This window comes from Roseibium sp. MB-4, from assembly GCF_053005265.1.
On sequence record NZ_JBRKQB010000004.1, the window covers coordinates 235,326 to 260,012 of the forward strand.

The 24,687-nt window shown below is 56.8% G+C and carries 23 protein-coding genes and 1 tRNA gene; 12 read left to right on the forward strand and 12 right to left on the reverse strand.

Going from position 1 to position 24,687, the window contains the following annotated elements; all coding sequences use genetic code 11:
• Window positions 1-23 precede the first annotated feature (23 nt).
• Window positions 24-1,031 carry a DctP family TRAP transporter solute-binding subunit gene (locus ACVDG4_RS20575; RefSeq protein WP_447236494.1) on the forward strand — a complete coding sequence of 336 codons (1,008 nt, stop codon included), beginning with the start codon at window positions 24-26 and terminating at the stop codon, window positions 1,029-1,031.
• Between the two features lie 102 nt (window positions 1,032-1,133).
• The gene (locus tag ACVDG4_RS20580) at window positions 1,134-1,781 is read left to right on the forward strand and encodes an MSMEG_1061 family FMN-dependent PPOX-type flavoprotein (RefSeq protein WP_447236495.1); all 648 of its coding nucleotides are present in this window, start codon (window positions 1,134-1,136) and stop codon (window positions 1,779-1,781) included.
• Window positions 1,782-1,881: 100 nt separating this feature from the next.
• Here the strand turns inward: ACVDG4_RS20580 and ACVDG4_RS20585 are convergent, their stop codons facing one another.
• Window positions 1,882-2,163 (reverse strand): SCP2 sterol-binding domain-containing protein, encoded by a 282-nt coding sequence (locus tag ACVDG4_RS20585; RefSeq protein ID WP_133952617.1) that lies wholly within the window; start codon window positions 2,161-2,163, stop codon window positions 1,882-1,884.
• 225 nt (window positions 2,164-2,388) lie between these two features.
• Window positions 2,389-3,192 carry a MipA/OmpV family protein gene (locus ACVDG4_RS20590; protein ID WP_166672834.1) on the reverse strand — a complete coding sequence of 268 codons (804 nt, stop codon included), beginning with the start codon at window positions 3,190-3,192 and terminating at the stop codon, window positions 2,389-2,391.
• A gap of 227 nt (window positions 3,193-3,419) precedes the next feature.
• Here ACVDG4_RS20590 and ACVDG4_RS20595 point away from each other — a divergent pair, with 227 nt between their 5' ends.
• Window positions 3,420-3,716: a YggT family protein gene (locus ACVDG4_RS20595; protein WP_133952616.1), complete on the forward strand. Its 297-nt coding sequence runs from the start codon at window positions 3,420-3,422 to the stop codon at window positions 3,714-3,716.
• A gap of 43 nt (window positions 3,717-3,759) precedes the next feature.
• Here ACVDG4_RS20595 and ACVDG4_RS20600 read toward each other — a convergent pair whose 3' ends face one another.
• The 4 genes from ACVDG4_RS20600 to ACVDG4_RS20615 form a co-directional block, all read right to left on the reverse strand.
• On the reverse strand, window positions 3,760-3,951 hold the full coding sequence (locus tag ACVDG4_RS20600; RefSeq protein WP_209176362.1) for a Trm112 family protein: 192 nt from the start codon (window positions 3,949-3,951) through the stop codon (window positions 3,760-3,762).
• Window positions 3,952-3,975: 24 nt separating this feature from the next.
• Window positions 3,976-4,653, reverse strand: a complete 678-nt coding sequence (locus ACVDG4_RS20605; RefSeq protein ID WP_133952614.1) for an LON peptidase substrate-binding domain-containing protein — start codon at window positions 4,651-4,653, stop codon at window positions 3,976-3,978.
• 88 nt (window positions 4,654-4,741) lie between these two features.
• The gene (gene trxA / locus ACVDG4_RS20610) at window positions 4,742-5,686 is read right to left on the reverse strand and encodes a thioredoxin (RefSeq protein WP_447236743.1); all 945 of its coding nucleotides are present in this window, start codon (window positions 5,684-5,686) and stop codon (window positions 4,742-4,744) included.
• A 161-nt stretch (window positions 5,687-5,847) separates the two neighbouring features.
• Window positions 5,848-6,375, reverse strand: coding sequence for a prolyl-tRNA synthetase associated domain-containing protein (locus ACVDG4_RS20615; RefSeq protein WP_409686594.1), 528 nt, complete (start codon window positions 6,373-6,375; stop codon window positions 5,848-5,850).
• Window positions 6,376-6,616: 241 nt separating this feature from the next.
• Here ACVDG4_RS20615 and ACVDG4_RS20620 point away from each other — a divergent pair.
• From ACVDG4_RS20620 to ACVDG4_RS20635, 4 genes are all read left to right on the forward strand, one after another.
• Window positions 6,617-6,691 (forward strand) — tRNA-Gly (locus ACVDG4_RS20620).
• Window positions 6,692-7,040: 349 nt separating this feature from the next.
• Window positions 7,041-7,412 (forward strand): hypothetical protein, encoded by a 372-nt coding sequence (locus ACVDG4_RS20625; RefSeq protein WP_409686596.1) that lies wholly within the window; start codon window positions 7,041-7,043, stop codon window positions 7,410-7,412.
• A complete protein-coding gene (locus tag ACVDG4_RS20630; protein WP_447236496.1) occupies window positions 7,409-7,969 on the forward strand; it encodes a TetR/AcrR family transcriptional regulator in 561 nt (186 codons plus the stop codon). The genes ACVDG4_RS20625 and ACVDG4_RS20630 overlap by 4 nt, the downstream gene beginning before the upstream one ends.
• A 131-nt stretch (window positions 7,970-8,100) precedes the next feature.
• Window positions 8,101-8,610, forward strand: a complete 510-nt coding sequence (locus tag ACVDG4_RS20635; RefSeq protein WP_133952609.1) for a hypothetical protein — start codon at window positions 8,101-8,103, stop codon at window positions 8,608-8,610.
• A 69-nt stretch (window positions 8,611-8,679) separates the two neighbouring features.
• Here the strand turns inward: ACVDG4_RS20635 and ggt are convergent, their stop codons facing one another.
• Window positions 8,680-10,428 carry a gamma-glutamyltransferase gene (gene ggt / locus ACVDG4_RS20640; RefSeq protein ID WP_447236497.1) on the reverse strand — a complete coding sequence of 583 codons (1,749 nt, stop codon included), beginning with the start codon at window positions 10,426-10,428 and terminating at the stop codon, window positions 8,680-8,682.
• A gap of 184 nt (window positions 10,429-10,612) precedes the next feature.
• Here ggt and ACVDG4_RS20645 point away from each other — a divergent pair, with 184 nt between their 5' ends.
• Complete coding sequence (locus tag ACVDG4_RS20645) at window positions 10,613-10,960, forward strand: c-type cytochrome (RefSeq protein WP_447236498.1); 348 nt, start codon at window positions 10,613-10,615, stop codon at window positions 10,958-10,960.
• Window positions 10,961-10,969: 9 nt separating this feature from the next.
• Here ACVDG4_RS20645 and ACVDG4_RS20650 read toward each other — a convergent pair whose 3' ends face one another.
• Window positions 10,970-11,944: an endonuclease/exonuclease/phosphatase family protein gene (locus ACVDG4_RS20650; RefSeq protein ID WP_447236499.1), complete on the reverse strand. Its 975-nt coding sequence runs from the start codon at window positions 11,942-11,944 to the stop codon at window positions 10,970-10,972.
• A 105-nt stretch (window positions 11,945-12,049) separates the two neighbouring features.
• Between ACVDG4_RS20650 and ACVDG4_RS20655 the strand changes: the two genes are divergently transcribed.
• The gene (locus ACVDG4_RS20655; protein WP_447236500.1) at window positions 12,050-12,442 is read left to right on the forward strand and encodes a YchJ family protein; all 393 of its coding nucleotides are present in this window, start codon (window positions 12,050-12,052) and stop codon (window positions 12,440-12,442) included.
• 47 nt (window positions 12,443-12,489) lie between these two features.
• Here the strand turns inward: ACVDG4_RS20655 and ACVDG4_RS20660 are convergent, their stop codons facing one another.
• The gene (locus ACVDG4_RS20660) at window positions 12,490-13,257 is read right to left on the reverse strand and encodes an SDR family NAD(P)-dependent oxidoreductase (protein ID WP_447236501.1); all 768 of its coding nucleotides are present in this window, start codon (window positions 13,255-13,257) and stop codon (window positions 12,490-12,492) included.
• A 115-nt stretch (window positions 13,258-13,372) separates the two neighbouring features.
• On the opposite strand from ACVDG4_RS20660, the gene ACVDG4_RS20665 reads away from it, so the two are divergent.
• The 3 genes from ACVDG4_RS20665 to ACVDG4_RS20675 all read left to right on the forward strand — a co-directional run bounded on the left by ACVDG4_RS20665 (window position 13,373) and on the right by ACVDG4_RS20675 (window position 18,314).
• The gene (locus ACVDG4_RS20665; RefSeq protein WP_447236502.1) at window positions 13,373-13,936 is read left to right on the forward strand and encodes a TetR/AcrR family transcriptional regulator; all 564 of its coding nucleotides are present in this window, start codon (window positions 13,373-13,375) and stop codon (window positions 13,934-13,936) included.
• 125 nt (window positions 13,937-14,061) lie between these two features.
• Window positions 14,062-15,156 (forward strand): efflux RND transporter periplasmic adaptor subunit, encoded by a 1,095-nt coding sequence (locus tag ACVDG4_RS20670; protein WP_447236503.1) that lies wholly within the window; start codon window positions 14,062-14,064, stop codon window positions 15,154-15,156.
• Between the two features lie 14 nt (window positions 15,157-15,170).
• On the forward strand, window positions 15,171-18,314 hold the full coding sequence (locus ACVDG4_RS20675; RefSeq protein WP_447236504.1) for an efflux RND transporter permease subunit: 3,144 nt from the start codon (window positions 15,171-15,173) through the stop codon (window positions 18,312-18,314).
• Between the two features lies 1 nt (window position 18,315).
• On the opposite strand, the gene ACVDG4_RS20680 is transcribed toward ACVDG4_RS20675, so the two are convergent.
• From ACVDG4_RS20680 to ACVDG4_RS20690, 3 genes are read right to left on the reverse strand one after another with little or no spacing between them, the layout of a single operon-like run.
• A complete protein-coding gene (locus ACVDG4_RS20680; RefSeq protein WP_447236505.1) occupies window positions 18,316-21,708 on the reverse strand; it encodes an error-prone DNA polymerase in 3,393 nt (1,130 codons plus the stop codon).
• A complete protein-coding gene (locus ACVDG4_RS20685; RefSeq protein WP_447236506.1) occupies window positions 21,705-23,411 on the reverse strand; it encodes a Y-family DNA polymerase in 1,707 nt (568 codons plus the stop codon). The genes ACVDG4_RS20680 and ACVDG4_RS20685 overlap by 4 nt, the downstream gene beginning before the upstream one ends.
• Window positions 23,293-24,282 (reverse strand): ImuA family protein, encoded by a 990-nt coding sequence (locus tag ACVDG4_RS20690; RefSeq protein ID WP_447236507.1) that lies wholly within the window; start codon window positions 24,280-24,282, stop codon window positions 23,293-23,295. Before ACVDG4_RS20690 ends, ACVDG4_RS20685 begins: the two co-directional genes overlap by 119 nt.
• Window positions 24,283-24,687: the final 405 nt, after the last annotated feature.

Here is a 24,687-nt window from a genome sequence, read left to right on the forward strand (position 1 = left end):
ATGAAAGCCTGGGAGGAGCACATATGAGAAAGATCGCCGGCCTCACCGCTGCGGTTTTGTCCTCCTTCTTATTCGGTGTATCGCATGCCTTTGCTGCCTGCGATGAGGACGAAATCGTCATCAAGTTTAGTCACGTCGTCGCAGCGGAAGGCCATCCCAAAGGGGAAATGGCAAGCGCGCTAGCGGACCGGATCAATGCCGAGATGAACGGCACTGCCTGTATGCAGGTGTTTCCATCATCGCAGCTCTTCGACGACAATCAGGTGATGGAAGCGCTTTTGTTGGGGGACGTTCAGCTGGCGGCCCCATCGCTTTCCAAATTCGAAGCTTACACCTTGAAATACAGGGTGTTCGATCTGCCGTTTGTTTTCTCCAACATGGACGCTGTGACAGCTTTCACTGAAGGCAAAAAGGGACAAGAGCTGCTCGGTGCGATGTCCGATTACGGCTTTGTTGGCTTGGGATACCTATTCAACGGCCTCAAGCAGTTTTCGGCGAACCGGCCGTTGATCGTGCCTGACGACGCCAAGGGCTTGAGGTTCCGTGTGCAGCCCTCCGATGTAGCGGTTGCCATGGTTGAAGCCATGGGGGGCACTGCGCAAAAACTGGCCTTTAAGGATGTCTTTGAGGCTCTCCAGATGGGTGTTGTGGATGGACAGGAAAACACCTGGTCCAACATTTACACCCAGCGGTTCTTTGAGGTTCAGGACGGCGCAACGGAGACCAATCACCAGCTTCTGGCCTATCTCGCGGTAACATCTCAGGAATGGTTGAACAGCCTGGATGAAGACGTCCGCAACCAGTTTATGACAATCTTCACCGAGGTCTCTGATGACTTCAACGCACGGTCAAACGCGATCAATGAAGACAACAAGCAGAGCATCATTGAAAACGGTGGAGTGGTGCGGGCGTTGACCCCGGATCAGCGCGATGAGTGGGTCACCACCATGAAGCCAGTCTGGGATAGGTTCCGCGATGATATCGGGGCCGATGTCATCGATGCCGCGATTGCATCCAACAAGGCTCGCTGATCCTGTTCCGCGCATTTGTCCCGGCAGGGTGCCAAAAACCGTCGCAATTACATGGAAATCGGCGGATAGTGCGGTTGTTTGGTCTGGTTTGGTGAGTTGCTGATGCCGTCTGTTTCTGATCCATTTGAAGCTCTTTCTGGGTTCATTACCTCTGCAGAGGAGCTTGAAACCGTTTGCGGACATCCATTGCCGCAGATTGCAGCAAAGGAGTTGCCGGCGCTTGATGAGATCTGCCGGGATTTCATTTCAAAAGCGCCCTTTTGCTTTGTCGCATCTGCGAATCCTGACGGTCATGTCGATGTGTCACCGAAGGGCGATCCGGCTGGATTTGTGAAGGTTTTGTCCCCAAGCCTTCTGGCGATCCCCGACCGGCCCGGTAACCGCCGTCTCGATACATTCCATAACCTTTTGAAAGACCCGCGCATTGGTCTTTTGTTTCTGATCCCCGGGCGAGGAGAAACCTTGCGGATACGCGGGGAGGGCCGTCTTACCGCCGATCCAAAGCTGCTTGAGAGCCTGTCTGTTCAGGGCAAGTCTCCCAAGCTTGCTTTGGCCGTCCATGTTCAATCCGCTTTCATGCACTGTCCGAAATGTGTCTTCCGGTCCGGCCTGTGGCAGCCCGATGCCTGGCCGAATACCGAGGGCATGGCGGACATGAATGAAGCGATGGTCAAGCACGCCAAGATCGGGCTTAGTCCGGAAGAGTGGTTCGAAACTCTAAGGGAAAAAGGTGAGCTCGATCTTTGGTGACCAGTCGTCTTCAAATGTGAACCCGGGTTCTCGCCCACAAAAAAACCGGCCTTCGAAAAGGCCGGCTGCGAGGTATCTGCTTCTTTGGGAAGAGATGTGATTAGACGACGCTGCCAAGCTTCATGGCAACACTCATGTCGCCTTCAACTTGCATTTTGCCGCCCATAAACGCGGCCGTCGGGTTGAGATCGCCGGAGAGCATGTCTGCCAAGTCTTCGGCTGACATTTTGATGGTGCAGTCTGCGTCGCCATTGTCGTTGCTGACTTCAGAACCCTGCAAAAAGATCGTGCCGTCATCGCCAAGGTCAAACTTGACGCTTTCTTCGATGCCGCCGCCAGAAACCTTGTCACGGATATCGTTGGTGAGCTGTTCCAAGGACATTATGTTTTCTCCCATTGAATGAGGCCGAAGCCGTCTGTTGCCCCTTTGAAGCATGCCGTTTACGTAACCGTCAAGAAATAATCCGTTCCGTTATATCTTCTTCAGTCGATTTTTGCTCTCTCATACACCCCAACACCTTCCAACAGGCGTGCTTGCAGAATGACAAAAAACACGGGGCCCGATTGAGCCCCGTGTTGTGAAAACAGTTACAGCTTCTGGCGAACTTTATTTGAATACGTCGAACGCAAACCGATACGTGAAGCCAAGGCCGACATTGAACTGGTTCTCGCTGCCGACCTTTGCGATCGGGCTGTCAGCAGCGTCGCCCACGAGGCGGTCATATCCGCCCTGAAGGTGCAGGCGCACATCGTCATTGAGATCGTAGCTAACACGGGCTGCCAAGCCGACAGATTTGAAGCCGGCACTCGGGTTATACTCGCTAAGGCGACCACCACTCGCCGCAGCCTCAGTGGAGGTAACGCCGAAATAGGTATCCATGTAGCTACCAGAAGCAAAGTCTGCGCGAGGTCCGAAGCTTAGCTCCCACTTCTCGCCCGGATAAAGGATGCCATCAAAACCGAATTGTCCGACCTGACCATTGTGGCCGTTGATGCCCTGCCTTATTTCGCCGAATGCGCGCCAATGCTGGGTCCGGAAACCGCCGCCGAGACCAAGTTCTAAGGCCCAATCAATCTTGTCGGTGCCCGTGAGATCGGTTGTGTCACTCGCCTTGCGTTCTCCGACAAAGCCAAATGACGGATAGAAGAAAACACCCGTCCGTCCGCGGCCTTCAACGACCTGGCCGAGGCCGGGAACATAGAAACGTCCCATCTGGATCAGGGGGAAGGGATAAACAAGGTAGGAGTCGGAAGCCTCATAACGCGGCTTCACCATGGCCCCAACGCCGAGGTCGATCACGAATTGCCGCGTTGCATCCTCAGCGGACAGGCTCCCGCCCTGCGCTAGTGCTGTGCCTGGCAATGAACCGGCCAAAAGCGCAATTGCAGCGCGCAAAATGATTTTTCTCATGAGACCCACATACGTATGGAATTTTTCGATCGCGAAGATAGCACGAAGACCGGTAACGCAAAGGCTAAGAGAGTCGGGTTTTGGCGAACTGTTGCATTTTCGCATCTGCGTAACAGGGGACTAGAGTCTTCTTGTTTGCCAACCGCCTGCGCTCAGCGGGTTGCAGGCGGCGGTACAGAAAGCTACATGAAGAACAACACCTGCTTCAAAAGGCAACGGACCGCACAATGACAGCCCTTTTCACAGTGATCCTCATCGCACTGCAACTCTATACCTACGTGGTGATCGCGAGTGCGATTTTCTCCTGGCTCTATGCCTTTAATATCGTCAATCCGAGAAACCAGATTATCGGCATGATCGGGCAGGTCCTTTATAACCTCACTGAACCCGTGCTCCGACCCATCCGGCGTTTCATGCCGGATCTCGGCGGTGTCGACATCTCACCGGTTGTTTTGCTGCTGGGTATCATTTTCATTCAAATGATCATTCAGAACAACCTGATGCCTCTGTTCCGCGGCTTCTAGGCGCGCAAACAAAAACCCGGGTCTCAGCCCGGGTTTTTCAGTTTCAGTCTTCTAGTTTTCTTGCCTCATCCGGCAGCATGATGGGAATTCCGTTTCGGATCGGATATGCCAGTTTGGCTGTCCGGGAAATCAGCTCTTGCGCTTCTGCATCATATTCCAATGTTGCCTTTGTCACAGGGCACACCAGCAGTTCCAATAGCTTCCGGTCGATCGGCCGGTCGGTTGTTTCGGTCATTGTCCAGTTTCCGCCAGTTCTGGCTTATTGAAGAGTTGCGCCGCCGTCATTGTCGTTTCTAGCGAGGTCCATCTCGGTAATGGCAATCAAGGTCTCGGCGCGGGTCTTGAGGTCCTGCGCTTCCAACAGTGCCTGTTTTTCCTGCGGACCGTAGGGGCACATCATGCACAACGCGTTTACCAGAACTTCTGTCTCAGCCTCTTTGACACTGTCCCAATCTGCTTCCAGATTATTGGCGTCCAGATAAGCCCTCAAGGTTGTTAGAAGTCCGTTCCGATCGACGTCGTCTTCGCCTTGACCACATCTGAGATCGGCAGCGAACGGAGCAAAATCGACTTCTGCCTGCCGAAAGCGCGTCAATGCGGTCAGTTCCTGCGCGACACGGAACCGTGTCACACCTTGGAGTGTGATGAGGTACCGGCCGTCGCCGGTTTCTTGGAACCCGGTCAAACGACCCGCACAGCCAACTCCTTCCAGCAAGGGTTGATCCGGGTCTTTCGTGTTCTGCCGTCCCGACGGTTGCACCATCCCAATGAGACGGTTGCCCGCCAAGGCGCTATCAATCATGTCGATGTAGCGCGGCTCAAAAATGTTCAGCGGAAGCTGCGTTCTGGGAAGCAGCAACGCGCCGGACAAGGGGAACACAGGCAAGACCGGAGGAAGATCAGCAATCGTCTCGTAAATGGCGTTACCAGCCTGCATGAGTGGGCCTTTGTGTTGTTGTTCTCGACCAACCGCTTTGTGCGGTTGTACCGCATAAGTGGGTATGTGTGGCGCGAGTGGCCTATCGTCAAGAAAACAACACGGCAGACAGTTTACGGCGGCCATAGGCACTTGCTTCATCTTTGAAACCCCAGGCTTCAAAGAACTGCAGCAACTGTTTGCGGGCGCCGTCTTCGTTCCATTCGCGGTCGCGGCGGACGATCTCTATGAGCTGGTCAACTGCCGCTGTTTTGGCACCCTTTGAATTCAGCCCGAGCGCAAGATCAAAGCGGGCCTGATGATCGTCCGGGTTCTGGGCAATGCGCTCCTCAAAACCAGCCAAGTCTCCAAGGGATGCGGCTTGTTCGGCAAGGTCCACAGCAGCTTTGGCTGCCAAATAGGCTTCATCCGTGCGTTTTTCTTCCGATGCGAGTTCCAGTGCCTGTTTGGCGCGTTCCAGGTCGTCGGCCCCGAGGTAGCACTGGGTCAGTCCCGCAATGGCCTGAACATTGTCCGGTTCTGCCTGCATCAATGCCCCGAACAGCTGAGCGGCCTGCCCGTAATCCTTATCCGCCAACAAAGCGTTGGCTTGTTCCAGGTAGGCTTCGGCAGGGTTGGCAGGAGCCGGGCCGCCAAGCTTTTCGATGAACGCCTTGATCTGGCTTTCCGGCTGAGCGCCCATGAAGCCGTCGACCGGTTGACCGTCCTTAAAGGCTATCACGGCCGGGATAGATTGAATGCCCATCTGGCCGGCAATTTCCGGATGGTCGTCAATGTTCATCTTGGCAAGCTTCACCGTGCCGCCAGCTGCCTTCACAGCGGCCTCGATCAACGGTGTCAGCTGCTTGCAGGGGCCGCACCACGGCGCCCAGAAATCCACGAGTATCGGCTGCTGGCGGGAGGCCTCCATCACATCAGCCATAAATGTCTGTGTGGTGACGTCGAAAATCAGGTCGCCATCCGGCGCGCCGCCAGAGCCGTTGCCACCACCGCCGTCGAAACCGCCGCCTTGGCCACCATATCCGCCACCCATGCTGGCGCCGAAACCGCCACCGACTTGACCGCCAATGCTGTAGTCGCCGTTGCTCATTAATCTGCCTCTTGCTGTTCGGCTGCTGTGAACGTTGGCCTTGTTGGCCGTCTCGCTGGAAAAACCGCACCTAACATGGCGCGGCTACAATCGGATTACAATTCTCAACCCTGTACTTCGCTTGCCTGTGCCTGCGCACTGACTGCCAGCACTTGCGGATCATGACCGCAGGCCTTTGCGAACTTGAGCAAATCGCTGGAAGAAATCGCCGTCGTCGCGTCATTCTTCAGCGGGTGATAGTTCAGGACGTCATGTGCCATCATCGCTGCATCAAAAACGGGCGTGACACGTTGCGCTTCCCGGTCGTTGATCAAGGAAAACGGGGTGACGGACCCGGGCTCCACGCCAAGCACTTCCATCAGAAGGTCAGCATTGCCAAACGACACCCGTCCCTGAGCGCCAATCACCTGGTGCACTTTTTTCAGATCAATTTCGGCATCGTGCAGGGTTGTTATCAGAAACAACCGACCCTTCTTGTCTTTGACGAACAGGTTCTTGGTATGGCCACCTGGAATGCGGTCGTGCAGGTCGCCGGATTCGGCGACTGTGAACACCGGATCATGATCCACAGTGGTGACAGAGATCCCCAGATCCTGAAAGAAGCCCATGAGCTCGTCGCGGGTGACTGGCATGACTTTTCCTGAAAAAATTAGACTGTTTGCAGCTCTCTAGCGTGTTTTGATGCTGATCCGCAAGGCGAGTGTTGTCTACGAAGCGGCTATTTTCCGCCGTTTTTCTGGGTGTCGAAGCTGTGAAATCCACAAAAAGACAGCTAAAAAAATTTCTGCATTTTCGGTGTTGCATTCTGTTTCGGCTTAGTTCATATACTGCGCCACCAACGACGAGGCAGCCGCCACCGAGTTGGAACACTATGCGGGTGTAGCTCAGGGGTAGAGCACAACCTTGCCAAGGTTGGGGTCGTGGGTTCGAATCCCATCGCCCGCTCCAATTTCACCGAATGGTGCTAAAAGCCAGTTGCAGAAAAGCAACTGGCTTTTTTATTGCGCTGATCGTTTGCGACAATTTTCCCTATGATTGAAATAAATCAGCCTTGCAACTTTATATTAGCGTTATTGCCCGACGGCTAATCTACCTGTGCAAACTGCGGATGGCGAAATTGTCAGTATTTCGCCCCAAGACGCGATTGCGACTGCTTCAGTGACTTTTCCAGCGGGACCACCAGGTTCCGCTGTTTTTTTGTGACTTTGGGCTCCTTTGAAAGGCACACGAATTGTCACTTGCTATTTCAAATATCAGTACATACCATAAGGTATGGTATGTAAATTCGAGGGTCGAAATGAACGTTTATTTTGCGAGTGCTGGAGGACTGGCCGCCATTGTATGTCTGATCCATACCTTCTTGGGAGGCCGGGCGATCGCTGAGCCGCTTTTGAACGCGCCCGGGCTGCATCCCGTTCCCAAGCTCACGACCTACTACTGTTGGCACATCGTCACCATCACACTCGCAGTCATTGCCGGTATGTTCGGCTATGCGGCGCTCTATAACGGTGGAACGGATCTCGGGTGGGTGGCAACCATATTGACGTTTGGCTACTGCGTGCTCGGCCTAGCCGTTCCGGTCTTCAAGAACCAGGCATTTAAGGATATGCCGCAAGGGTGGTTGTTCCTGCCGATCGTCATCCTTGGTGTGTTGGGCGGCAGCCTATGACCGAGAAGAAACGGTTTGGCAAAGAGGATTGGATCACGCTCGGATTTGGGCAACTGGTCAAAGAGGGCACCGGGGGGCTGACCCTCGATGCGCTGTGCCAGACGGCGTCACGGACCAAAGGCTCATTTTATCATCACTTCAAGGATCATGAGGCATTCCTGACCGCTTTGGCTCATGCCTGGAAGAAACAAAACACACTTGATGTTGCCGAAGAAACGCTTGCGAGTGCGCCCGAAGATCAGGCGCGCACGCTGGCGCTGAAGGCGGCTCAACTCGATCATGACCTGGACCGTGCCATGCGCCAGTTTGCGCAGATCAACCAGACGGCCCGGCAAACCGTACGCGAGGTCGATGATCTCCGAACCCAGTTCATTGTTCAGTTGTATCTTGCGCAAGGGCTGGATGATGCCACTGCAAACAGCATTGCGAAAATTGAATATGCTGCCTTTGTTGGCGCTCAGGTCATCTGGCCGGAGATGACAGCCGAAGAGCGCCTCAAACTAGATCAGCAATTTGCAGACCTTGTCTCTCGCGGCACGAAACAGCCTCAGAAATAGAGCGGCTTGTCTTCAGCGATCTTTGATAAGTGGATTTACGGACCGGCTTTGCGCGTTGAGTGTAACCAGTTTTCAAGGACTCGCCCTGTATGAATTGACGATAGTTCCGACATTCAAGACAGAAGATAGATATGGCTATTTTGCGCCAACCCGTTACCGCCGTCGTGATCGCTTTTTGGTTTTGCTTTTGGCTGCTGAACGGCCTCGATAAATTTTTTGCCCGTCAGGACATTGGGTTTGTCCATTGGTGGGGCAATCACCGCGTCGAAAAGTTCACCATGTATTTTGATCGCCTGGACATCGATCCAGGTTTCGTAACGGCGACGCTCATATTCGCGGGCATTGTCGAGTTTTTTGCGGCTGCTTTGTTTTTGGTGGCCGGGATCCGGCTTGTCAAAAACCAGCCGGGTGTTGCCTACCGGACCGACCTCGCGATTGCAGTGTCGATCGCCGTTTTTCTCGGATTTGCAATCTTCGATGTGGTCGTTGGTGACAGGGCTGAGCTGTTGGAGCACTCGACTTATGTCGGTGTGTTGCTGGTTTCTTTCCTTGCGGTCGCAGCTGAAAGTTTCTTCCAGCACCTCAAGGATCTGGACGGCGACAGCACGATCAACCGCCGCTATCCACCAGAGCCGAATTAATTCTGCAGAAACAGCTTGGACCGGAGCGATGAGACCGATGAAATGTCATCGGTCTCCCTCAACCCTGTATCAGTGGCCAGCTGTCAGTGCGCCTTGCCGGCGTGGATCGGAAGCACCGGCCAGAAGACCGCCCACCTTCATGATTGATTGGGTTGAGCCCATAACATTCTTGACCTCGACCTTGTGGCCACGCGCTTCCAAAAGCCGGATCGTGTCCGGGGACAAACCTTCTTCAATTCGAATTTCATCCGGAAACCATTGATGGTGGACGCGTGGTGCGGCCGTTGCCTCGGCGATGTTCATCTGGTGGTCGATCACATTCAGGATGACCTGCAACGTTGTCGTGATAATCCGGCTGCCGCCTGGTGAGCCGGTGACAAGGAACAGCTTGCCGTCCTTGAACACCAGTGTCGGGCTCATGGAAGATAGGGGCCGTTTGCCACCTTCGACCGCGTTCGCTGTTCCGCCAATCAACCCATAGGCATTCGGTGCGCCAGGTTTTGCGGAGAAATCATCCAGCTCGTTGTTCAAAAGAACGCCGGTGCCGTCGGCGGTGAGACCAACGCCAAAGGAAAAGTTCAGCGTGTAGGTGTTCGAAACTGCATTGCCGTCCTTGTCGATGACGGAGTAATGGGTCGTTTCATTGCTTTCGTAAGGAATGGGGTTGCCGGGAGCAACGTCCTTTGAATCGGTTGCGGTCTCCATGTTGATGGTCTCTGCAAGACTTGCCGCATAGGCCGGATCGGTCAGGCCTTTGACAGGAATATCCGCAAAATCCGGATCTCCAAGGTATTTTGACCGGTCGGCATAGGCGCGGCGCTTGGCTTCAGCCATGACATGGATTGCGTCGGCAGAATTTGGGCCGAACTCGGCCATCGGATAGGCCTCAAGCATGTTCAGGATCTGCACAATATGAACGCCGCCGGAGGACGGAGGCGGCATGGAGGCGATCTCATATCCCCGATAGCTGCCGGTCACCGGATCCCGCCAAACGGGTTTGTAGTCGGCGAGGTCGGCAGCTGTCATGCTTCCACCGGCCGCTTGAACCTTTGCTGCGATTTTCTCGGCAACATCACCCAGATAAAAACCGGCCGCGCCCTTGTCGGCGATCAGCCGGAGCGTCGCCGCCAAATCGGCCTGTTTCAGCGTTTCGCCCGGGACATACGGGATCAGGCCAGCCTTGAAGAAGATAGCTGCCGTTGCAGGGTCTTTGCCGAGCCTCTTGATGCGGGCGGCAAGGGACGCCGACAAGTCTGGTGTCACTTCAATGCCGTCTTCTGCAAGCGCAATTGCGGGTGCAACAAGGTCTTCCCATGTCACATTTCCGCTGCCGTGCTTTTCAAACGCTGCCGCAAATCCGGCAACCGTGCCTGGAACCCCGATTGCCAAACCCGAATAACGGGACTTGTCATTGTCCGGTTCGCCGTCCGCTCCCAAGAACATGTCGCGTGTTGCGCCGGCTGGTGCCTTTTCGCGGTAATCCAGCGCTTCGGTTTCGCCGGTATCTGCCTTGTGGATCATCATGAAGCCGCCGCCACCGAGGTTGCCGGCACGCGGCAAGGTCACTGCCAGTGCAAAACCGGTCGCGATCGCTGCTTCTATGGCGTTGCCGCCTTTTTCAAGAATGCTGACGCCTACCCGGGTGGCGACGGCTTCCTGGCTGGCCACCATGCCGTTGACGGCGGTCACAGGATGAAACCGGTCTTTTCCGGAGTAGATCGGCGTTTCTTGAGCAAGTGTCGGCGCGCCTGCGCCAATGGCCAGCGCAAAGCTCAGGCTCACTGCCGTTGCCGCGCGGATCAGGCTTTGGTGAATCATCCGGATCTCCGATTGTTTTTATGTTTCCTCAACTCCAGACTGTGGACGAGGATGCCGGACGCGGCAATGGGGTTTTCTGAAAAGTTGCAGACAGGCTCATGAGCATGATTTGATGCAAGACAAGGAAGAGGCCGGTTCGGTCAGACAGACTGAGAACCGTGATTGAGATGTGGAGAGAGCAAAAATGGTAGAGCAGTCCAAAATGCGGCGGAGTGGATTTCAAGCGCTCGTTTTGGGCTTCAGCCTAGCGGCCGTAGCTCCTCTGTCATCGGCGTTTGCGGCCGATGTCGCTGCAGGAAAAGACCTGGCGCTTCAATGGTGTGCGTCGTGCCATCTCGTTTCCAACGATCAGGCGACGGCGTCCAGTGTGTCGTTGCCGAGTTTTTATGATATGGCCAAGGATCAGAGTTGGGATGCATCGAAACTGGCGACCTTTCTCGCCAATCCCCATCCGCAAATGCCAAACATGACACTCGGCAACATCGAGATTGCCAATCTCGCCGGGTATATCCAGTCGCTGGCAAACGAGTAATCGAGCCGATTACGACATGTCGAAGTCCACGCACATTGCGGCGTGGTAGGAGCCGGCATAATCGGGATTGTCGCCTTCAAGAATCTCATCCGGCAAAGCCGCATTAAACACCTTGATGTGCGCAACCCGGTCCGTCATGGAGCGGCTCGCGAGCACGTGATCCAGGGTCTGGGCCCGGCCCTTGTGAAGCACGGTTTTTCGTTGTTCCAAAGGAAGAGCCGCATCCAGTTGATAAAGCTGCCGGTAGCCAAGGTCCGGAACGCCGGTATCGTGTGGGTCCGCGCGTAATAGCCGCAGCGCCCGGGTTTCGCCGGTCGCGTTGAAATCTCCGGTCAGGATGATCTGAGCATCCGGATCCTCATCGAACAGAGCCTCCGCCCCAAGCCGGAGTTCAAGTGCTTGCGCTGTCTGTTTCAGGACCGACAAATGATACCCCTCTGCCCAGGCAGAGACAGAGGCCCAATTGTGCTCCGCGTCTTTCCCGCCCCGGATTTGGGCCGCGATCGGGGCGCGCAGATGCACGTTGAACACGTGTAAGGGTTGTCCTGTGCCAATATCGATTTGAAGCTGCTGAACCGGCCGGTCGAAAGCGGTTGCCTGCGGCTCGTCATATCCTGGATCGGCGGTTCCAGGCCGCCACAATGGGGGCTCTGCATGACGATGGTAAAGGCTTTCTCCCGAAAGAACCGGATACCGCGAGAGCACAACAAGATTGTGCCGGTCGCCAGGCCCTTTGCCGGATGGGCGCAAGCTGCCGGACATGAAAAAGTCCTGATAAGGCGTGCCTTCAATCAGTCGTTCAAGATCATGAAATTGCCGGCTGGAGTTGCCCTTGATTTTCTGGGCGTTGACCTCCTGAAGGCATAGGATGTCAGCCTCAAGCTCCAGAAGCTTTGGCCTCAGAGCGTCGATCCGCCGGGCCAGCAGATCTTCATCGATCCTGTCCGTGCCAAAAGATTCCAGGTTAAAGGTAGCAAGTTTCATGCTGCCGTCGCAGTCGATCTGATCAAGTTGGGAGCAGCATAGCGTCCTGTCACAGGTGGTGATAGAGACTGCGATCTATAGAGTGAATTGGAACGGAACTTGGATATGGCGGATACGGATTGCCCCTGTGGATCTGGCGCAGCATTTTCGGCCTGTTGTGGTCCTTATCTGGAGGGACGCCAAACGCCAAAGACCGCAGAGGCTTTGATGCGGTCGCGTTACTCAGCATATGTGCGTGAGAACATTGCGTATCTTAAAGAGACACTTTGGCCGAAGTATCAGGCAGGGTTCGATTTTGCGGCGACAGCCAGGTGGGCGGCGGAAAACCACTGGACGGGCTTGAGCGTTCTTGAGACCGGTAAAGGAAGCGAAGTTGATCGCGACGGGACGGTGCTCTTTGAGGCAAAGTATCTATCCGGCGGCACGCTGCACACCCACCGGGAAAACAGCCGGTTCCGGAAAAAATCCGGCCGCTGGTATTATTTGGAAGCGATCTGAAAACAGGGCCACCCGATTTGGGCGGCCCTTTGTGTTTCAGTTGACGCTTAGCACCGGCCGGCCATGACACCGCCGTCAACGTCCCAGATTGCTCCGGTCACCCAACCGGCCTGATCGGAGAGAAGGAAGTCCACGGCTGCGGCAACATCGTCCGCCGTTCCGATCCGTCCGATCGGATGGAATGCGTCGAAGCCGTCCTTCAGAGTTTGCGTGATCTGGTCCTCCGGGATAAACGCGCCATAAATCGGCGTTTCGACAACAGCCGGGGCAACGGCATTAACCCGGACCCCATGATCTCCAAGCTCCATGGCCAAATGCTGTGTGAGAGCGTGCAAGCCGGCCTTTGCCATGGAGTAGGCGGAAGAAGGTGTCGCCTTCACAGCCTGGTGCGCCCACATCGAGCCAAGATTGACGATAGATCCGGCTGCACGCTCCACCATTTTCCGCGCCACGGCCTGAGTGATCTGAAACGTGCCGCGGTTGAAGGCGTGATAGAGGTCGTAGTCCTCCGGTGTGTGGTTGAGGAACGGTTTTGGGCTGAAGGCACCGGCCGCATTGACCAGATATCCGATCGGTGTTTGCAGATCTTCAATACGCTCAACAAGCTCAGCAACGTCCTTTTGATCGGTCACATCAGCTTGCCATGTTTGAACATTGATCTCGTATGCAGCTTCAATCTCTACCTTTGCGGTTGAGAGTTTGTCAGCGTTCCGACCGATAAGAACAAGGGGCACGTTTCTCGCGGCCAGCCGTTTCGCAGTGGCAAGGCCCATGCCGGACGTTCCGCCTTGTATGATTGCTACGGTCTCAGTCATTTCAGCTTCTCCAAGTTATCTATCTATTGATAGGTAGATTGTGATGACCGGGATATTGGGATTGCAGAAGTTGGTGTCAAGGCCTATCTACTGATTGATAGGTAATGAGGGTGCCATGAGCCGGAATGCTGCGGAAACAGAAGGAAAAATATTGGACCTCGCCGAGAGCCTCATTCGCAAGAACGGCTATAACGGTGTGAGTTTCCGAGACCTGGCGTCCGGTGTCGGGGTGAAAAGCTCAAGTGTCCATTATTATTTCCCGACGAAAGAGGATCTCGGCACAAAGGTGGCGCGCCGTTATACGGACCGTTTCTTAAACGCGCTCGGTGATCCTGAAGACGGGCCAGTGACCGCGTCTGAAATTGTGAAAAAACTTCACGGTCTGTTTGTCTCGGCGCTTGGTTCAGATGGGCAAATGTGTCTCTGCGGAATTCTGGCAGCAGAATCTGCGGGTCTCCCGGACAGCGTTGTCACCGAGGCCAAGTCGTTTTTTGATCGGGTTTCAGAGTGGATGACTGAGAGCCTGAGCAGAACCGAGTGGGCTGAAAACCGGTCAGAGGAAGAGATCAAGGCGCAGGCCTTGTCAGCCCTGGCGCTTCTGGAAGGAGGGATGATCATTGCGCGGGTGCAAAATGACCCGGCTCTCCTGACTACGTTGAGACCGCAACTCGCAACGTGATCCGGCGCGAAAGTTGGTAAACACGCCCGGCTATTTCCGCGGTGGTTCCAAAACGGTTCATTTGACCGGTCTGCAATAGGGTGCAAGTCTAGGCTCAAGCCGCGCAACGGCAGGAGCCTGACTTCATGAAGTTTTTTTTCGGTATTTTCGTTTTTTTGATTTCAACTATTGGTTTGTTACCGGCACACGCCAATGACCCAGCGCCAGCGGTCCTGGTGGAACGGGCATCCAACACAAAGCCTGGAATGGCGGATGTTTATGTTGGTCGCGTCGCAGCCGTGAGCACCGTCAAAGTGGAAGCGCGGGTCGAAGGTGTTCTGGAAAGCCAGAAATTCACTGATGGGGGTCTCGTCAAAAAGGGCGATGTGCTCTTCCAGATCGAAAAGGATCTCTATCAGGCAAGTGCCGACAAGGCACAGGCGACCTTGGACGGGGCGAAGGCCACGGCCCTGAACGGTAAAATCAACCTCGACCGGCAAAAACAGCTGCTGGATCGGGGCGATGTTTCGCAGGCGGTTTACGATTCGGCCGAAGCGGATTACAAGGCTGATCAAGCTGCAGTGGGGCAGGCACAGGCAGATCTCGATACAGCAAAAATAAATCTGGGCTTCACGACCATCACCAGTTCGATCGATGGCCGGATTTCTGACTCGCCCGTCGATGTGGGCAACCTCATAACGTCGAACACCGGTGTTCTCGCGACGATCACCAGCATAGACCCGATCCATGTGAAGTTTTTTATCAGTGAACGGGACTTGATCCTGAAGCGTCAGGAAGGGCTCGTCTCTGAGAACTCTTCGACACTTGATGTGAAACTGCAGCTCTCAGATGGCGCCAGTTACCCGGTTGCCGGGAAGATCGACTACATCAGCAACGAAGTCGAAACATCCACCGACACGGTTGAAATGCGCGCCGCATTTAACAACAAGGATGCGCTTCTGGTGCCCGGTCAAGTGGTTACCGTGACATTTGAGGACCCGAATGCAAGCGAAGTTGTCGTTGTTCCGCAAACGGCAATTCAGCTCGATGCAAAGGGGCACTTTGTGTTTGTCGTTGGAAAGGACAATATCGTTGAACGGCGGGAAGTAACCCTCGGCAATCAGATCGGGCGGGATTGGGTCGTCAGCAAAGGCCTGCAGGCCGGAGATCCGGTGGTCATCCAGGGGCTGCAGAAGATCCATGAGGGCGTCAAAGTCAGCCCGACTGAAACGCAATCCTGAACCGGGGCGGTCCGATGCTTGCAAGATTCTTTATCGATCGGCCCAACTTTGCCATCGTCATCGCGGTCCTCACGGTCCTGGTTGGCGCACTCGCCATCCGGTTTGTGCCAATCGCCCAGTTTCCGAACATTGCGCCACCGCAAATTCAGGTGACTGCGAGTTTCCCGGGCGCCAACGCAGCCCTCATTCAAAATGCCGTCGCAACACCGATCGAGGAACAGGTGAATGGTGTCGACGGGATGATTTACATGTCGTCCCAATCGTCCAGTGAAGGCACTTATCAGCTGACGGTCACGTTCGAAATCGGCACGGATCCTGATATTGCCGCGGTCAATGTACAGAACCGGGTGGCGCTCGCCACGCCTCTGCTGCCCGAAGCCGTCACAAAGCTTGGCATTTCCACGTCGAAGCAGAACAGCGACATGCTGCAGGTGATCAATCTGCTGTCACCGAACAAGACGTTCAGTCAGCTCTATTTGAGCAACTATGCCGCTGATTTCATTCAGGATCCGCTCAGCCGGATTGATGGTGTCGGGCTGGTCAATCAGTTTGGGCCGTTGAACTACAGCATGCGGGTGTGGCTGAATCCGGAAAAAATGGCGGCGCTGAACCTGTCCGCGTCGGATGTCTCCTCGGCCATTGAGGCGCAAAATGTCGAAGCTGCCGCAGGTCAGATTGGCGCCCCACCTTTCAGCAACGCGCAGACGTCTTTTCAATTCACATTAGACGCTCAAGGGCTGCTGGAGACTGCAGAGCAGTTTGAGCAAATCATCCTCGGAGCGCAGGATGATGGTTCTTTCATCCGACTAAAAGACATCGCGCGGGTGGAGCTGGGCGCTGAGAGTTATGCGGCGACATCATTTTATAACGGCGAACCGTCTGCGATCATTGCGATTTTCGAGGAAAGCGGAGCAAATGCCCTAGACGTTGCGGACGCCGTCCGCTCCCAGATGGAGGAGCTCTCAAAACAGTTCCCCGAGGACATGGAATATGTCCTTGCCTATGACGTGACCACGGCGGTTCGCAAATCAATCGAAGAGATCGCATCGACCCTGGCGATAACGGCGGCCCTGGTCATCTCGGTCACCTTTTTCTTTCTCCTCAGTATCCGGGCAACCTTGATCCCGGCGATCGCAATTCCTGTCTCCCTCCTTGGGACCATGGCGCTCATCTATGTGATCGGGTTCAGCGCCAACATGATCACGCTCTTTGCCATCGTGCTTGCGATCACGCTGGTGGTCGATGATGCGATTGTCATCATCGAAAACACCGAACGGATTATGGAAGAGGATGGACTTGAGCCGCGCGAAGCCACGTTGAAGGCGATGAGCCAGGTGACGCGGCCGATCATCGCGACGACATTCGTTCTGGCGGCGGTGTTTGTCCCGGTGTGCTTCTTTCCCGGGATCACGGGCGAGATCTACCTCCAGTTCGCTTTGACAATCACATTTGCCTTCGCGCTGTCAGCCATCAATGCACTGACGCTTGGCCCGGTGCTGTGTTCGTTGTTCCTGTCGCGCCGGACCAGGCATCCGAAAGGTCTTTTCCGCCTGATACCAAAGTTGATCGACAAACTGCGGGATGGCTACGTTGCCATTGTCAGGCTCATGCTCCGGTTCATTCCGGTCTCTTTGGCTGTGTTTGCGGGAGTTGTCGCTGCTACGATCTACATGTTTGAAACCACGCCGACCGGCTTCATTCCGCCGGAAGACAATGGCGTGTTGTTTGTCAGTATCGAGCTGCCGGATGGTGCCTCGCTCCAGCGGACCCAAGAGGTGGTGCAAAACATCAGCGCAGAGGTTCAAAAGCACCCGGGCGTCGGAGCCATTACGTCTGTGGCCGGGTTCAGTTTGCTCGCTGGCAACAGGTCGAACGTTGGAATTCTGGTGTTGTTGCTGGACCCTTGGGATCAACGCAAGACGCGCGACACCCAATGGTGGGCCATCATGATGTCGTTGAACCGGTCCCTGGCCGCGATCCCGGAAGCAACGTCCTTTGTGTTCCCATTGCCGACGATCCAGGGCGTTGGGTCAAGCGGCGGCTTGTCGGCGCAGCTCTTGGACTACAAGGCCAACAACATTGAGGATTTCGACGCCGTTAAGACAGCATTTCTGTCGGCGCTGATGAAAGAACCTGAATTCCAGTCGGCTTTCAGCAGCTTTTCGGCCACGGCTCCGCAATACAGTCTGACGATCGACCGCGACCGCGCCGAAGCCCTGCAGGTCAAGGTCAGCGACATCTTTACGGCGCTGCAGGCGAGCTTTGGTTCTCTCTATGTGAACAATTTCGTCAAGGACGGCCGCGTCTACTGGGTGGTGATGTCGGCTGATGCGCAGTTCCGGCAGACGACCAGCCAGGTCCGGGGCATTTACGTGAAGAATGCGGCCGGTGAAGCGTTGCCGCTGCGGACCTTTATCACGGCGGAACCGGTGTTGGGCGCCCAGACGATCTACCGATACAATCTTTTTACGTCGGCTTCGATCAACGCCCAGCTCCAACCGGGCTTCAGTTCCGGCACTGGCATTCAGAAATTCGCAGAGGTCGCCCAAACATCCTTGCCGGAAGGTTACGGCTTTGACTGGACGGACATCACGCTTCAGGAGGTCGATGCCGGTGGTTTGGTCACCTACATCCTTATCCTGGCGGTGATTTTCGCCTATCTCTGCCTGGTGGCCCAATATGAAAGCTGGGTACTGCCTCTGTCGGTCATGGCATCGACCGTGTTTGCAGTGTTCGGCGCATTGATCCCGCTGCAGTTCATCCCGAACCTGAACAACAACATCTACGCCCAGATCGGCATGGTGTTGCTGATCGGGCTGGCCGCGAAGAAGGCAATCATGGTGGTTGAGTTCGCCAAGAACCTTCGGGAAGAGGGGCATAGCATTCAAGAGGCTGCGATTCAGGCAGCTCACATGCGGTTCCGGCCTGTGACCATGACAGGGTTGTGTTTCATTCTTGGTGTTCTCCCGCTCGTACTGGCAAGCGGCGCGGGAGCCGCCGGACGGGTGTCGATCGGCTTTCCCGTGTTCGTGGGTATGATCATCGACAGCACTCTCGGGCTTTTGATGATCCCGGTTCTTTATGTTGTCTTCCAGTCGATCAGTGAGCGGATCGCAGGATTTCGCGGCAAACCGTCGATCAAAAAGGAACCAGCCTGATCTAGTGAAAATTCCGCCCGCCGGGCAGAGCTGTCACTGTTTGCCGCTCAAGGGCGGCGGCCTTGTGCGGTTTGATCTGTGCGACATCCTTTCGAAGTTCCGGAACATCGCGGATCAGCTGGACCAGGCGGCTGGCTGGCTTGATCTTTTCGGTCAATTCAATCACCGGCCGTTTAACCTCATCTGCACGGGCAAGGCCGGCATCATCCAGGGACTTGTCGGACAGATCGGACAGCAGCGCGGTGACGTCCTCGACATGATCAGCCACCACGTGAATGACCCCGGCTTCATTCTGGACGCGCCCTGAAACCTTCAAGAAGCGGGCTCCCATCACCAGTGGCCGGTATTTTTCAAACACCTTCGGCCAAACAATAATGTTGGCGATGCCGCCTTCATCCTCCAGCGTGAGAAAAATGACGCCCTTGGCTGAGCCGGGCCGTTGGCGGACCAGCACCAGTCCGGCCACGGAGATCTGGCGGCCCTGGCGGACATCCGGCAGGTTCATGCACGGAACAACGCGCTGACCAGCGAGCGCAGGCCGGGCAAAAGCAACCGGATGGGCTTTCAAGGACAGGCTCAGGCTTTGGTAGTCGGCCATGACATGGGCGCCCGGCAACATCGGCGGCAGGTCTGCGTCCGGTTCTGGCCGCAAGTCTCCAAAATCGGCAACATCAAACAGCGGCAGCCGGTCGCGCTGATTGCCAGCTTCCAGACCTTGCGCCGCCCAGACCGCCGCGCGCCGGTCAAGGCCGAGTGAGCGAAACGCATCGGCCTCGGCAAGGCGCAGGATCACCGGGCGGCTGAGGCCGGATCTCAGCCAAAGATCCCGGATGCTGTCATAACCGTCGCCGCGGTGTTCGATCAGCTTGTCCATATCGTCCTGCTTGAGGCCTTTCACGGTCCGGAAACCGAGCCGAACCGCATGATCGGTACGCACGATCTCTCTCATCTCCCGGTGGCGGGGGTGGAGATGCCGGGCTGCCTGCCAGCCAGGTTCCAGTTTTGCGTCCCAATCGGACAAATTGATATCAACCTCGCGCACATCCACACCATGTTCGCGCGCATCGCGGACCAGTTGTCCGGGGGCGTAAAATCCCATGGGCTGGGAATTCAAAAGCGCGGTGCAAAAGACATCCGGGTAATAGGCCTTGATCCAGGACGAGGCATAAACGAGAAGCGCAAAACTTGCGGCATGGCTTTCGGGAAATCCGTATTCGCCAAAGCCCTCGATCTGGCGGAAACAGCGCTCGGCAAAGTCACGGTCGTAGCCGTTTTTTGCCATACCCTCGATCATCTTGGTCTGGAACGTGCCGATCGTGCCGACCCTTCGGAAGGTCGCCATGGCGCGGCGCAGCTTGTCGGCTTCGCCGGGTGTGAACCCGGCGGCCACAATGGCGATCTTCATGGCCTGTTCCTGAAACAGCGGCACACCCATGGTCTTGCCGAGCACGGCTTCCAGCTCCTTGCTCGGGTAACTGACACGTTCCTTGCCCTGACGGCGGCGCAGGTAAGGGTGCACCATATCACCCTGGATTGGGCCGGGCCGGACGATGGCAACTTCGATGACGAGATCGTAGAACGCCCGTGGTCTGAGCCTGGGCAGCATGGTCATCTGGGCCCGGCTTTCCACTTGGAAAACACCGACAGAATCGGCCCGGCACAACATGTCATAGACCGGTGCCTCCTCAGCCGGGATGGTGGAGATGGTGAGATCCTGGCCATAGTTTTCCGACAGCATGGTGAGGGCCTTACGGATTGCGGTCAGCATGCCAAGTGCAAGGATGTCGATTTTCAGGATCCCGAGGGCATCCAGATCGTCCTTGTCCCATTCCACCACAGTGCGGTCTTCCATGGCCGCGTTCTGGATTGGAATGACCTCGTCGAGCCGGCCGCGGGTGATGACAAAACCGCCAACATGCTGGGAGAGGTGCCGGGGAAAACCGATCAGCGTGCGGGCCAGTTCCAGCATTTGTGTGATTAAGGGATCTGACGGATCCAGCCCGGCCTCGCGCACTTGGGCCTCTTCGGTTCCGGCCGACGCGCGCCCCCAGACCGTCCCGGCAAGGGACGCTATCGCGTCTTCGGAAAGGCCGAACACCTTGCCGACTTCCCGAAGGGCGGAGCGGGACCTATAGGTGATTACAGTGGCCGCAAGCCCGGCGCGTTCGCGGCCGTATTTGGCATAAATGTACTGGATGACCTCTTCCCGCCGCTCGTGTTCGAAGTCGACATCAATGTCCGGCGGCTCGCGCCGTTCGGGTGAGATGAAACGCTCAAACAGGAGATCTGCCCTGGTTGGGTCAACCTCGGTGATGCCAAGGCAGAAGCAGACTACGGAGTTGGCGGCTGATCCCCGGCCCTGGCACAGGATGCCGCGTGTGCGGGCAAACCGGACAATGTCGTAAACGGTCAAAAAATACGGCGCGTAGTCGAGGTCCGCGACCAGTTTCAGTTCATGATCAATAGTTGCTCGGATCTTGTCCGGAACGCCTTCCGGGTAGCGCCGTTTGGCACCTTCCAAGGTCAGCCGCTCCAGTTCGGCCTGCGGGCAGGCACTCTCCCCGGCCGGTTCTTCCGGGTACTCATAGCGAAGGTCATCCAGCGAGAACTGAACCTCTTGAAGGATCTTCAGGCTTTCATGCAAAGGCGCCGGATCGTTTTCAAAAAGCCGCAGGATTTCTTCTGCTGGCTTCAAATGACGTTCGGCATTTTGCTGCAGTTGGCGGCCGGCACTCTCCAGCCGCTCATGCAGGCGGATGCAGGTTAGAACATCCTGTAAGGGGCGCCGGTCCGGCGCATGATAGAGCGTGTCGTTGATGGCGAGCATCGGCACACCCGCCGTCTGCGTTATGTTGCGGGCAAGGGCGAGCCGCCGCCGGTCTTCCGCCTTCCGGTGGAGGGCGACGGCAAGCCGGAGCGTACCTTCAAAGTGGCCTTTCAGCTGTTCCAAAACCTGCAGGACCGGGGCTGGATCCGGCAATCCCGGCGGCAAGATCAGGGCGGCTGGAGAACCCGGGGAAAGCAGGCTCACGTCATCCAGGGTCAGATGACAGACGCCCTTTTCCGCCCGCCGGTTGCCGATGGTCAAAAGCCGGGTCAACGTGCCATAGGCCTCACGGTCTTTCGGCCAGTAAAGAAGATCCGGCGTGCCGTCGAGAAACGCCAGACGGCAACCGGGCACGAACTTCAATCCGGTCTCTTTTGCTGCCATATGCGCCCGAACCACACCGGCCATGGAATTGCGGTCACAAATGCCAAGGGCGGCCAGTTGCAAGTGCGCGCCTTGAAGTGCCAGCTCTTCTGGATGTGAGGCACCATGAAGAAAGGAGAAATTGGTCGCAGCGCACAGCTCCGCATAAGCGGGCGGCTCCGTGATTAAAGGGCGCCATGTCATGCGAACAGACCCTGCAGATACCAGCGCGGGCGGCTGGTCTCGCGCTCATAAAGACCTTCCCGGTAGAGCCAAAACCGCCGGCCTTCGGTGTCTTCAATGCGGAAATAATCCCGGGTCACGCCCTCCTTGGCCCCTGAGGGCCGGTCGTTCGCGCCAATCCACCAGGGCGGGGCAATGCGTTCCGGACCTTCAGAGCGGACGACCTGGTAGATGCCGCGGCGCCAGCGGAACCTTAGCGGCGGTCCGTCCGGCACCATGGCCAGAGCCTCGACTTCTTCTGCCGGTTCGATCAGCCGCAAGGGACGTGTCACCAGACCTTCCTGCCAGCTGGAGGTCTCTATCCCGCCAGCCGGACGGGTGTCTTCAGCAAACCCGAGTTGAGGACTGGATGAGGGGTGCGCGCGGTGAAGATCGGGAGCGGCCGCGCCTTTTGAAAATCCGGACCAGACGAGCGCGTCTTGTTGGGCGAAGGCTGCCGGTACATACCCGGTCTGGCTTTCCGGCAGATGCCGGTCGACCGGCAAAAGCCGGGTAACACGCTCAGGGCCCAAGCGGGCACCCAACCGGTCCACCAGATCGTCCAGGCTCGCATCGGCTTCCGCTGCACCGTGTGCTGTCAACGCCGATTGAACGGCTGGGGCCTTGTCGGCGACCAGAACATCCAGGCGGACAAGGTCGTAGCCAAAGCCGGCATCAATTGCCCCTTCATCGGCCTTCAGTTTTTCGGCAAATAGCCGGAGAACGCGTTTGGGGTCGCGCAACGGGCTGCTGGTGCCGACGCGGAATTTTTGAACCGCGCCATCGACCCGAAACAGGCTCAATTCGAAGACGCGGCCGCCTTCGACCCGGCGTTCCAGCGCCTTGGCGGCCTGACCGGCCAGAGAAAGCGCGACCGCCTTGACGTCCTCCAGCTGTGAGATGGGATCGAAGAACCGTCGCTCTGCGGAAATCAGCGGAGCTTCGAACCGGGGAGAAATCGCTTCTCCTTGAAGTCCCAACGCCTGATCAAGCCGGAGGATGAGGTCTGCACCAAAACGGTTGGTGAGCGGCGCGCGCGGCCGGTCATACAGCTGACCAATGGTTTTCAAGCCAACCTGGTTCAGGCCGGAGACAGCTTCAGGAGGCACCCGAAGAGCTGCAAGCGGCAAGGGGGCGAGGGCTTGCCATTCTTGGCTGTCCGCCAAAACACCGCCGGAACCGAAGCGGGCGAGCGCCCAAGCCGTCCCTGCGGTTCCGGCGATCGCACCGGCAACGCAAAACCCCTGCCGGTGAAGCCTTTCCAAGGCATCTTTCAAAAGAGTTTCCTCTCCTTTGAAGAGATGTGCGCAGCCCGTGATGTCGAGAAACAGCCCGTCCTTGCCGTCGAGCGCCACCAAAGGCGTGTAGCGGGCGCACCAATCCGCGACAGCGCCCAGCAAGGCAGCGTCCTTTTCCGGATCGGCGTCTTCACACAAAAGATGCGGGATCCGGGCCCGCGCATCGGCTTCCGCCTCGCCGAGACGCAAGCCGCAGGCCCTTGCGGTTTCATTCAAGGAGACAATCCGGCGGGCACCCCGGATTTTTTCCAAAACGGCGAGCGGCGGTTCAACCTGCCGGGCGGAGGGTGTGGAGCTGACCCGCAGCCGGCGCAGGATCCGGTCGCAGGGAAGATCCGCGATCCAGAGCGAGAGGATGCGCTGGTGCGGCAAATGTTTGTCTCGCATGGTCCCACTCCACGGTCAGGCGGCCGGGACGGCCCTCCCGGTTCCGCGTCAGGTCGATGTGCCATGCTGGCGCTCCAAGGCCCGCATGGGGTGCTTTTTCCAAGAACTCCGGAGCCTTTGAGGCGGCCGGAGAAATCTGCCAGCGGGTGACGGCTGCGGTCGGTTCATGTATTGCCCCATGACGGAGCAAGATGACCGGGACCGTGCTGCGGCTGGCCCGCAGGGAAATACGGCGACTTGCCGTGAGATCCACGAGACGTTCCCCGCCCTGGATTTCGCCGGCAACGGCGGCAAGGGCACTGCAGGACGCGCCTTCCTCAAGGCACCACAGAACGTCTTCCAGCTTTCTCGCCCGCACCACGATCAGCCGGGCCGGATCAATGCCGAAGTCCAGCAGCCCGGCGCCATGAAGCCGACCGGATTCCTGAGTGGCCCGGATATCCTGGACCACCAGAACCGGCCCGGACCTTATGGCCAGAAGCCGTGCAAGAAGCGCAAGGCCGAAGCCACTGAGTGCCCCGGCATTGCGGCTTTCGGAGCTGACCACCTCATGCAAGGCCCCCAATTTCAGTCCGCTGCCCGATAAGCTGTTGCCGGGCTGAAACAGCCGGTCGAGAGTCTCCAGTCCCAAGGGGCACCGTACGGCGAGATCGTCTGGTCCGCCCTTTCCGGGCGGCTCAGTTTCGAAACCCTCAGCCTGCGTCTTGCCGTCCGCCGGACGGTCTTTCAAAAAACTGTCCGGCCCCTGCGGGTTGGCGGCGGTCGCAGGGGCCGGACCAAACTGCGTCTTAAAGGGGAGGCGACCCTCAAGATCCGCAATGCGGCGACGCAGCTCGGCAAGAGATGTGCTATGTTCGGATGCGGCGGACATTGTGCACGTTGATTCCAATCACACTGGTTTTGTTCTCTATTTGTTCTTATTGATTCCGGAGAACAGGGAGAGAGTCAAGCGGCTTTTTGAAAAGCTGCGCGAGTCCTTTGACCTTGCGTTAGTTTTCAGCGCCTTGTGTTGTCCTGAAGGTCCGGAAACACGCAAGTTAGTGACGCAGCATTGTCGAGTGGTGAGTGATCCTGAAATGCGGTCACCAAAGAACGCGTATTCCGGACAGATGGTTCCTTTGGGGTACAATGCGCAGACCTCTGCGGGCTTCTTCCGAGATAAACGGCAAGAATCCGCATGACAACGGCCTGAAAATCCTGTATACGCCCGCCCAAGTTGGATGAATGCGTGTCTTCCGGCAGGAAGCCTTGTGTTCTGGGCGATGCTTTTACCGGG

Coding starts and splice junctions, on each gene's coding strand:
- ACVDG4_RS20575 (WP_447236494.1), top strand. CDS start 24: ATGAGAAAGATCGCCGGCCTCACCGCTGCGGTTTTGTCCTCCTTCTTA.
- ACVDG4_RS20580 (WP_447236495.1), top strand. CDS start 1,134: ATGCCGTCTGTTTCTGATCCATTTGAAGCTCTTTCTGGGTTCATTACC.
- ACVDG4_RS20585 (WP_133952617.1), bottom strand. CDS start 2,163: ATGTCCTTGGAACAGCTCACCAACGATATCCGTGACAAGGTTTCTGGC.
- ACVDG4_RS20590 (WP_166672834.1), bottom strand. CDS start 3,192: ATGAGAAAAATCATTTTGCGCGCTGCAATTGCGCTTTTGGCCGGTTCA.
- ACVDG4_RS20595 (WP_133952616.1), top strand. CDS start 3,420: ATGACAGCCCTTTTCACAGTGATCCTCATCGCACTGCAACTCTATACC.
- ACVDG4_RS20600 (WP_209176362.1), bottom strand. CDS start 3,951: ATGACCGAAACAACCGACCGGCCGATCGACCGGAAGCTATTGGAACTG.
- ACVDG4_RS20605 (WP_133952614.1), bottom strand. CDS start 4,653: ATGCAGGCTGGTAACGCCATTTACGAGACGATTGCTGATCTTCCTCCG.
- trxA (WP_447236743.1), bottom strand. CDS start 5,686: ATGGGTGGCGGATATGGTGGCCAAGGCGGCGGTTTCGACGGCGGTGGT.
- ACVDG4_RS20615 (WP_409686594.1), bottom strand. CDS start 6,375: ATGCCAGTCACCCGCGACGAGCTCATGGGCTTCTTTCAGGATCTGGGG.
- ACVDG4_RS20625 (WP_409686596.1), top strand. CDS start 7,041: ATGAACGTTTATTTTGCGAGTGCTGGAGGACTGGCCGCCATTGTATGT.
- ACVDG4_RS20630 (WP_447236496.1), top strand. CDS start 7,409: ATGACCGAGAAGAAACGGTTTGGCAAAGAGGATTGGATCACGCTCGGA.
- ACVDG4_RS20635 (WP_133952609.1), top strand. CDS start 8,101: ATGGCTATTTTGCGCCAACCCGTTACCGCCGTCGTGATCGCTTTTTGG.
- ggt (WP_447236497.1), bottom strand. CDS start 10,428: ATGATTCACCAAAGCCTGATCCGCGCGGCAACGGCAGTGAGCCTGAGC.
- ACVDG4_RS20645 (WP_447236498.1), top strand. CDS start 10,613: ATGGTAGAGCAGTCCAAAATGCGGCGGAGTGGATTTCAAGCGCTCGTT.
- ACVDG4_RS20650 (WP_447236499.1), bottom strand. CDS start 11,944: ATGAAACTTGCTACCTTTAACCTGGAATCTTTTGGCACGGACAGGATC.
- ACVDG4_RS20655 (WP_447236500.1), top strand. CDS start 12,050: ATGGCGGATACGGATTGCCCCTGTGGATCTGGCGCAGCATTTTCGGCC.
- ACVDG4_RS20660 (WP_447236501.1), bottom strand. CDS start 13,257: ATGACTGAGACCGTAGCAATCATACAAGGCGGAACGTCCGGCATGGGC.
- ACVDG4_RS20665 (WP_447236502.1), top strand. CDS start 13,373: ATGAGCCGGAATGCTGCGGAAACAGAAGGAAAAATATTGGACCTCGCC.
- ACVDG4_RS20670 (WP_447236503.1), top strand. CDS start 14,062: ATGAAGTTTTTTTTCGGTATTTTCGTTTTTTTGATTTCAACTATTGGT.
- ACVDG4_RS20675 (WP_447236504.1), top strand. CDS start 15,171: ATGCTTGCAAGATTCTTTATCGATCGGCCCAACTTTGCCATCGTCATC.
- ACVDG4_RS20680 (WP_447236505.1), bottom strand. CDS start 21,708: ATGACATGGCGCCCTTTAATCACGGAGCCGCCCGCTTATGCGGAGCTG.
- ACVDG4_RS20685 (WP_447236506.1), bottom strand. CDS start 23,411: ATGCGAGACAAACATTTGCCGCACCAGCGCATCCTCTCGCTCTGGATC.
- ACVDG4_RS20690 (WP_447236507.1), bottom strand. CDS start 24,282: ATGTCCGCCGCATCCGAACATAGCACATCTCTTGCCGAGCTGCGTCGC.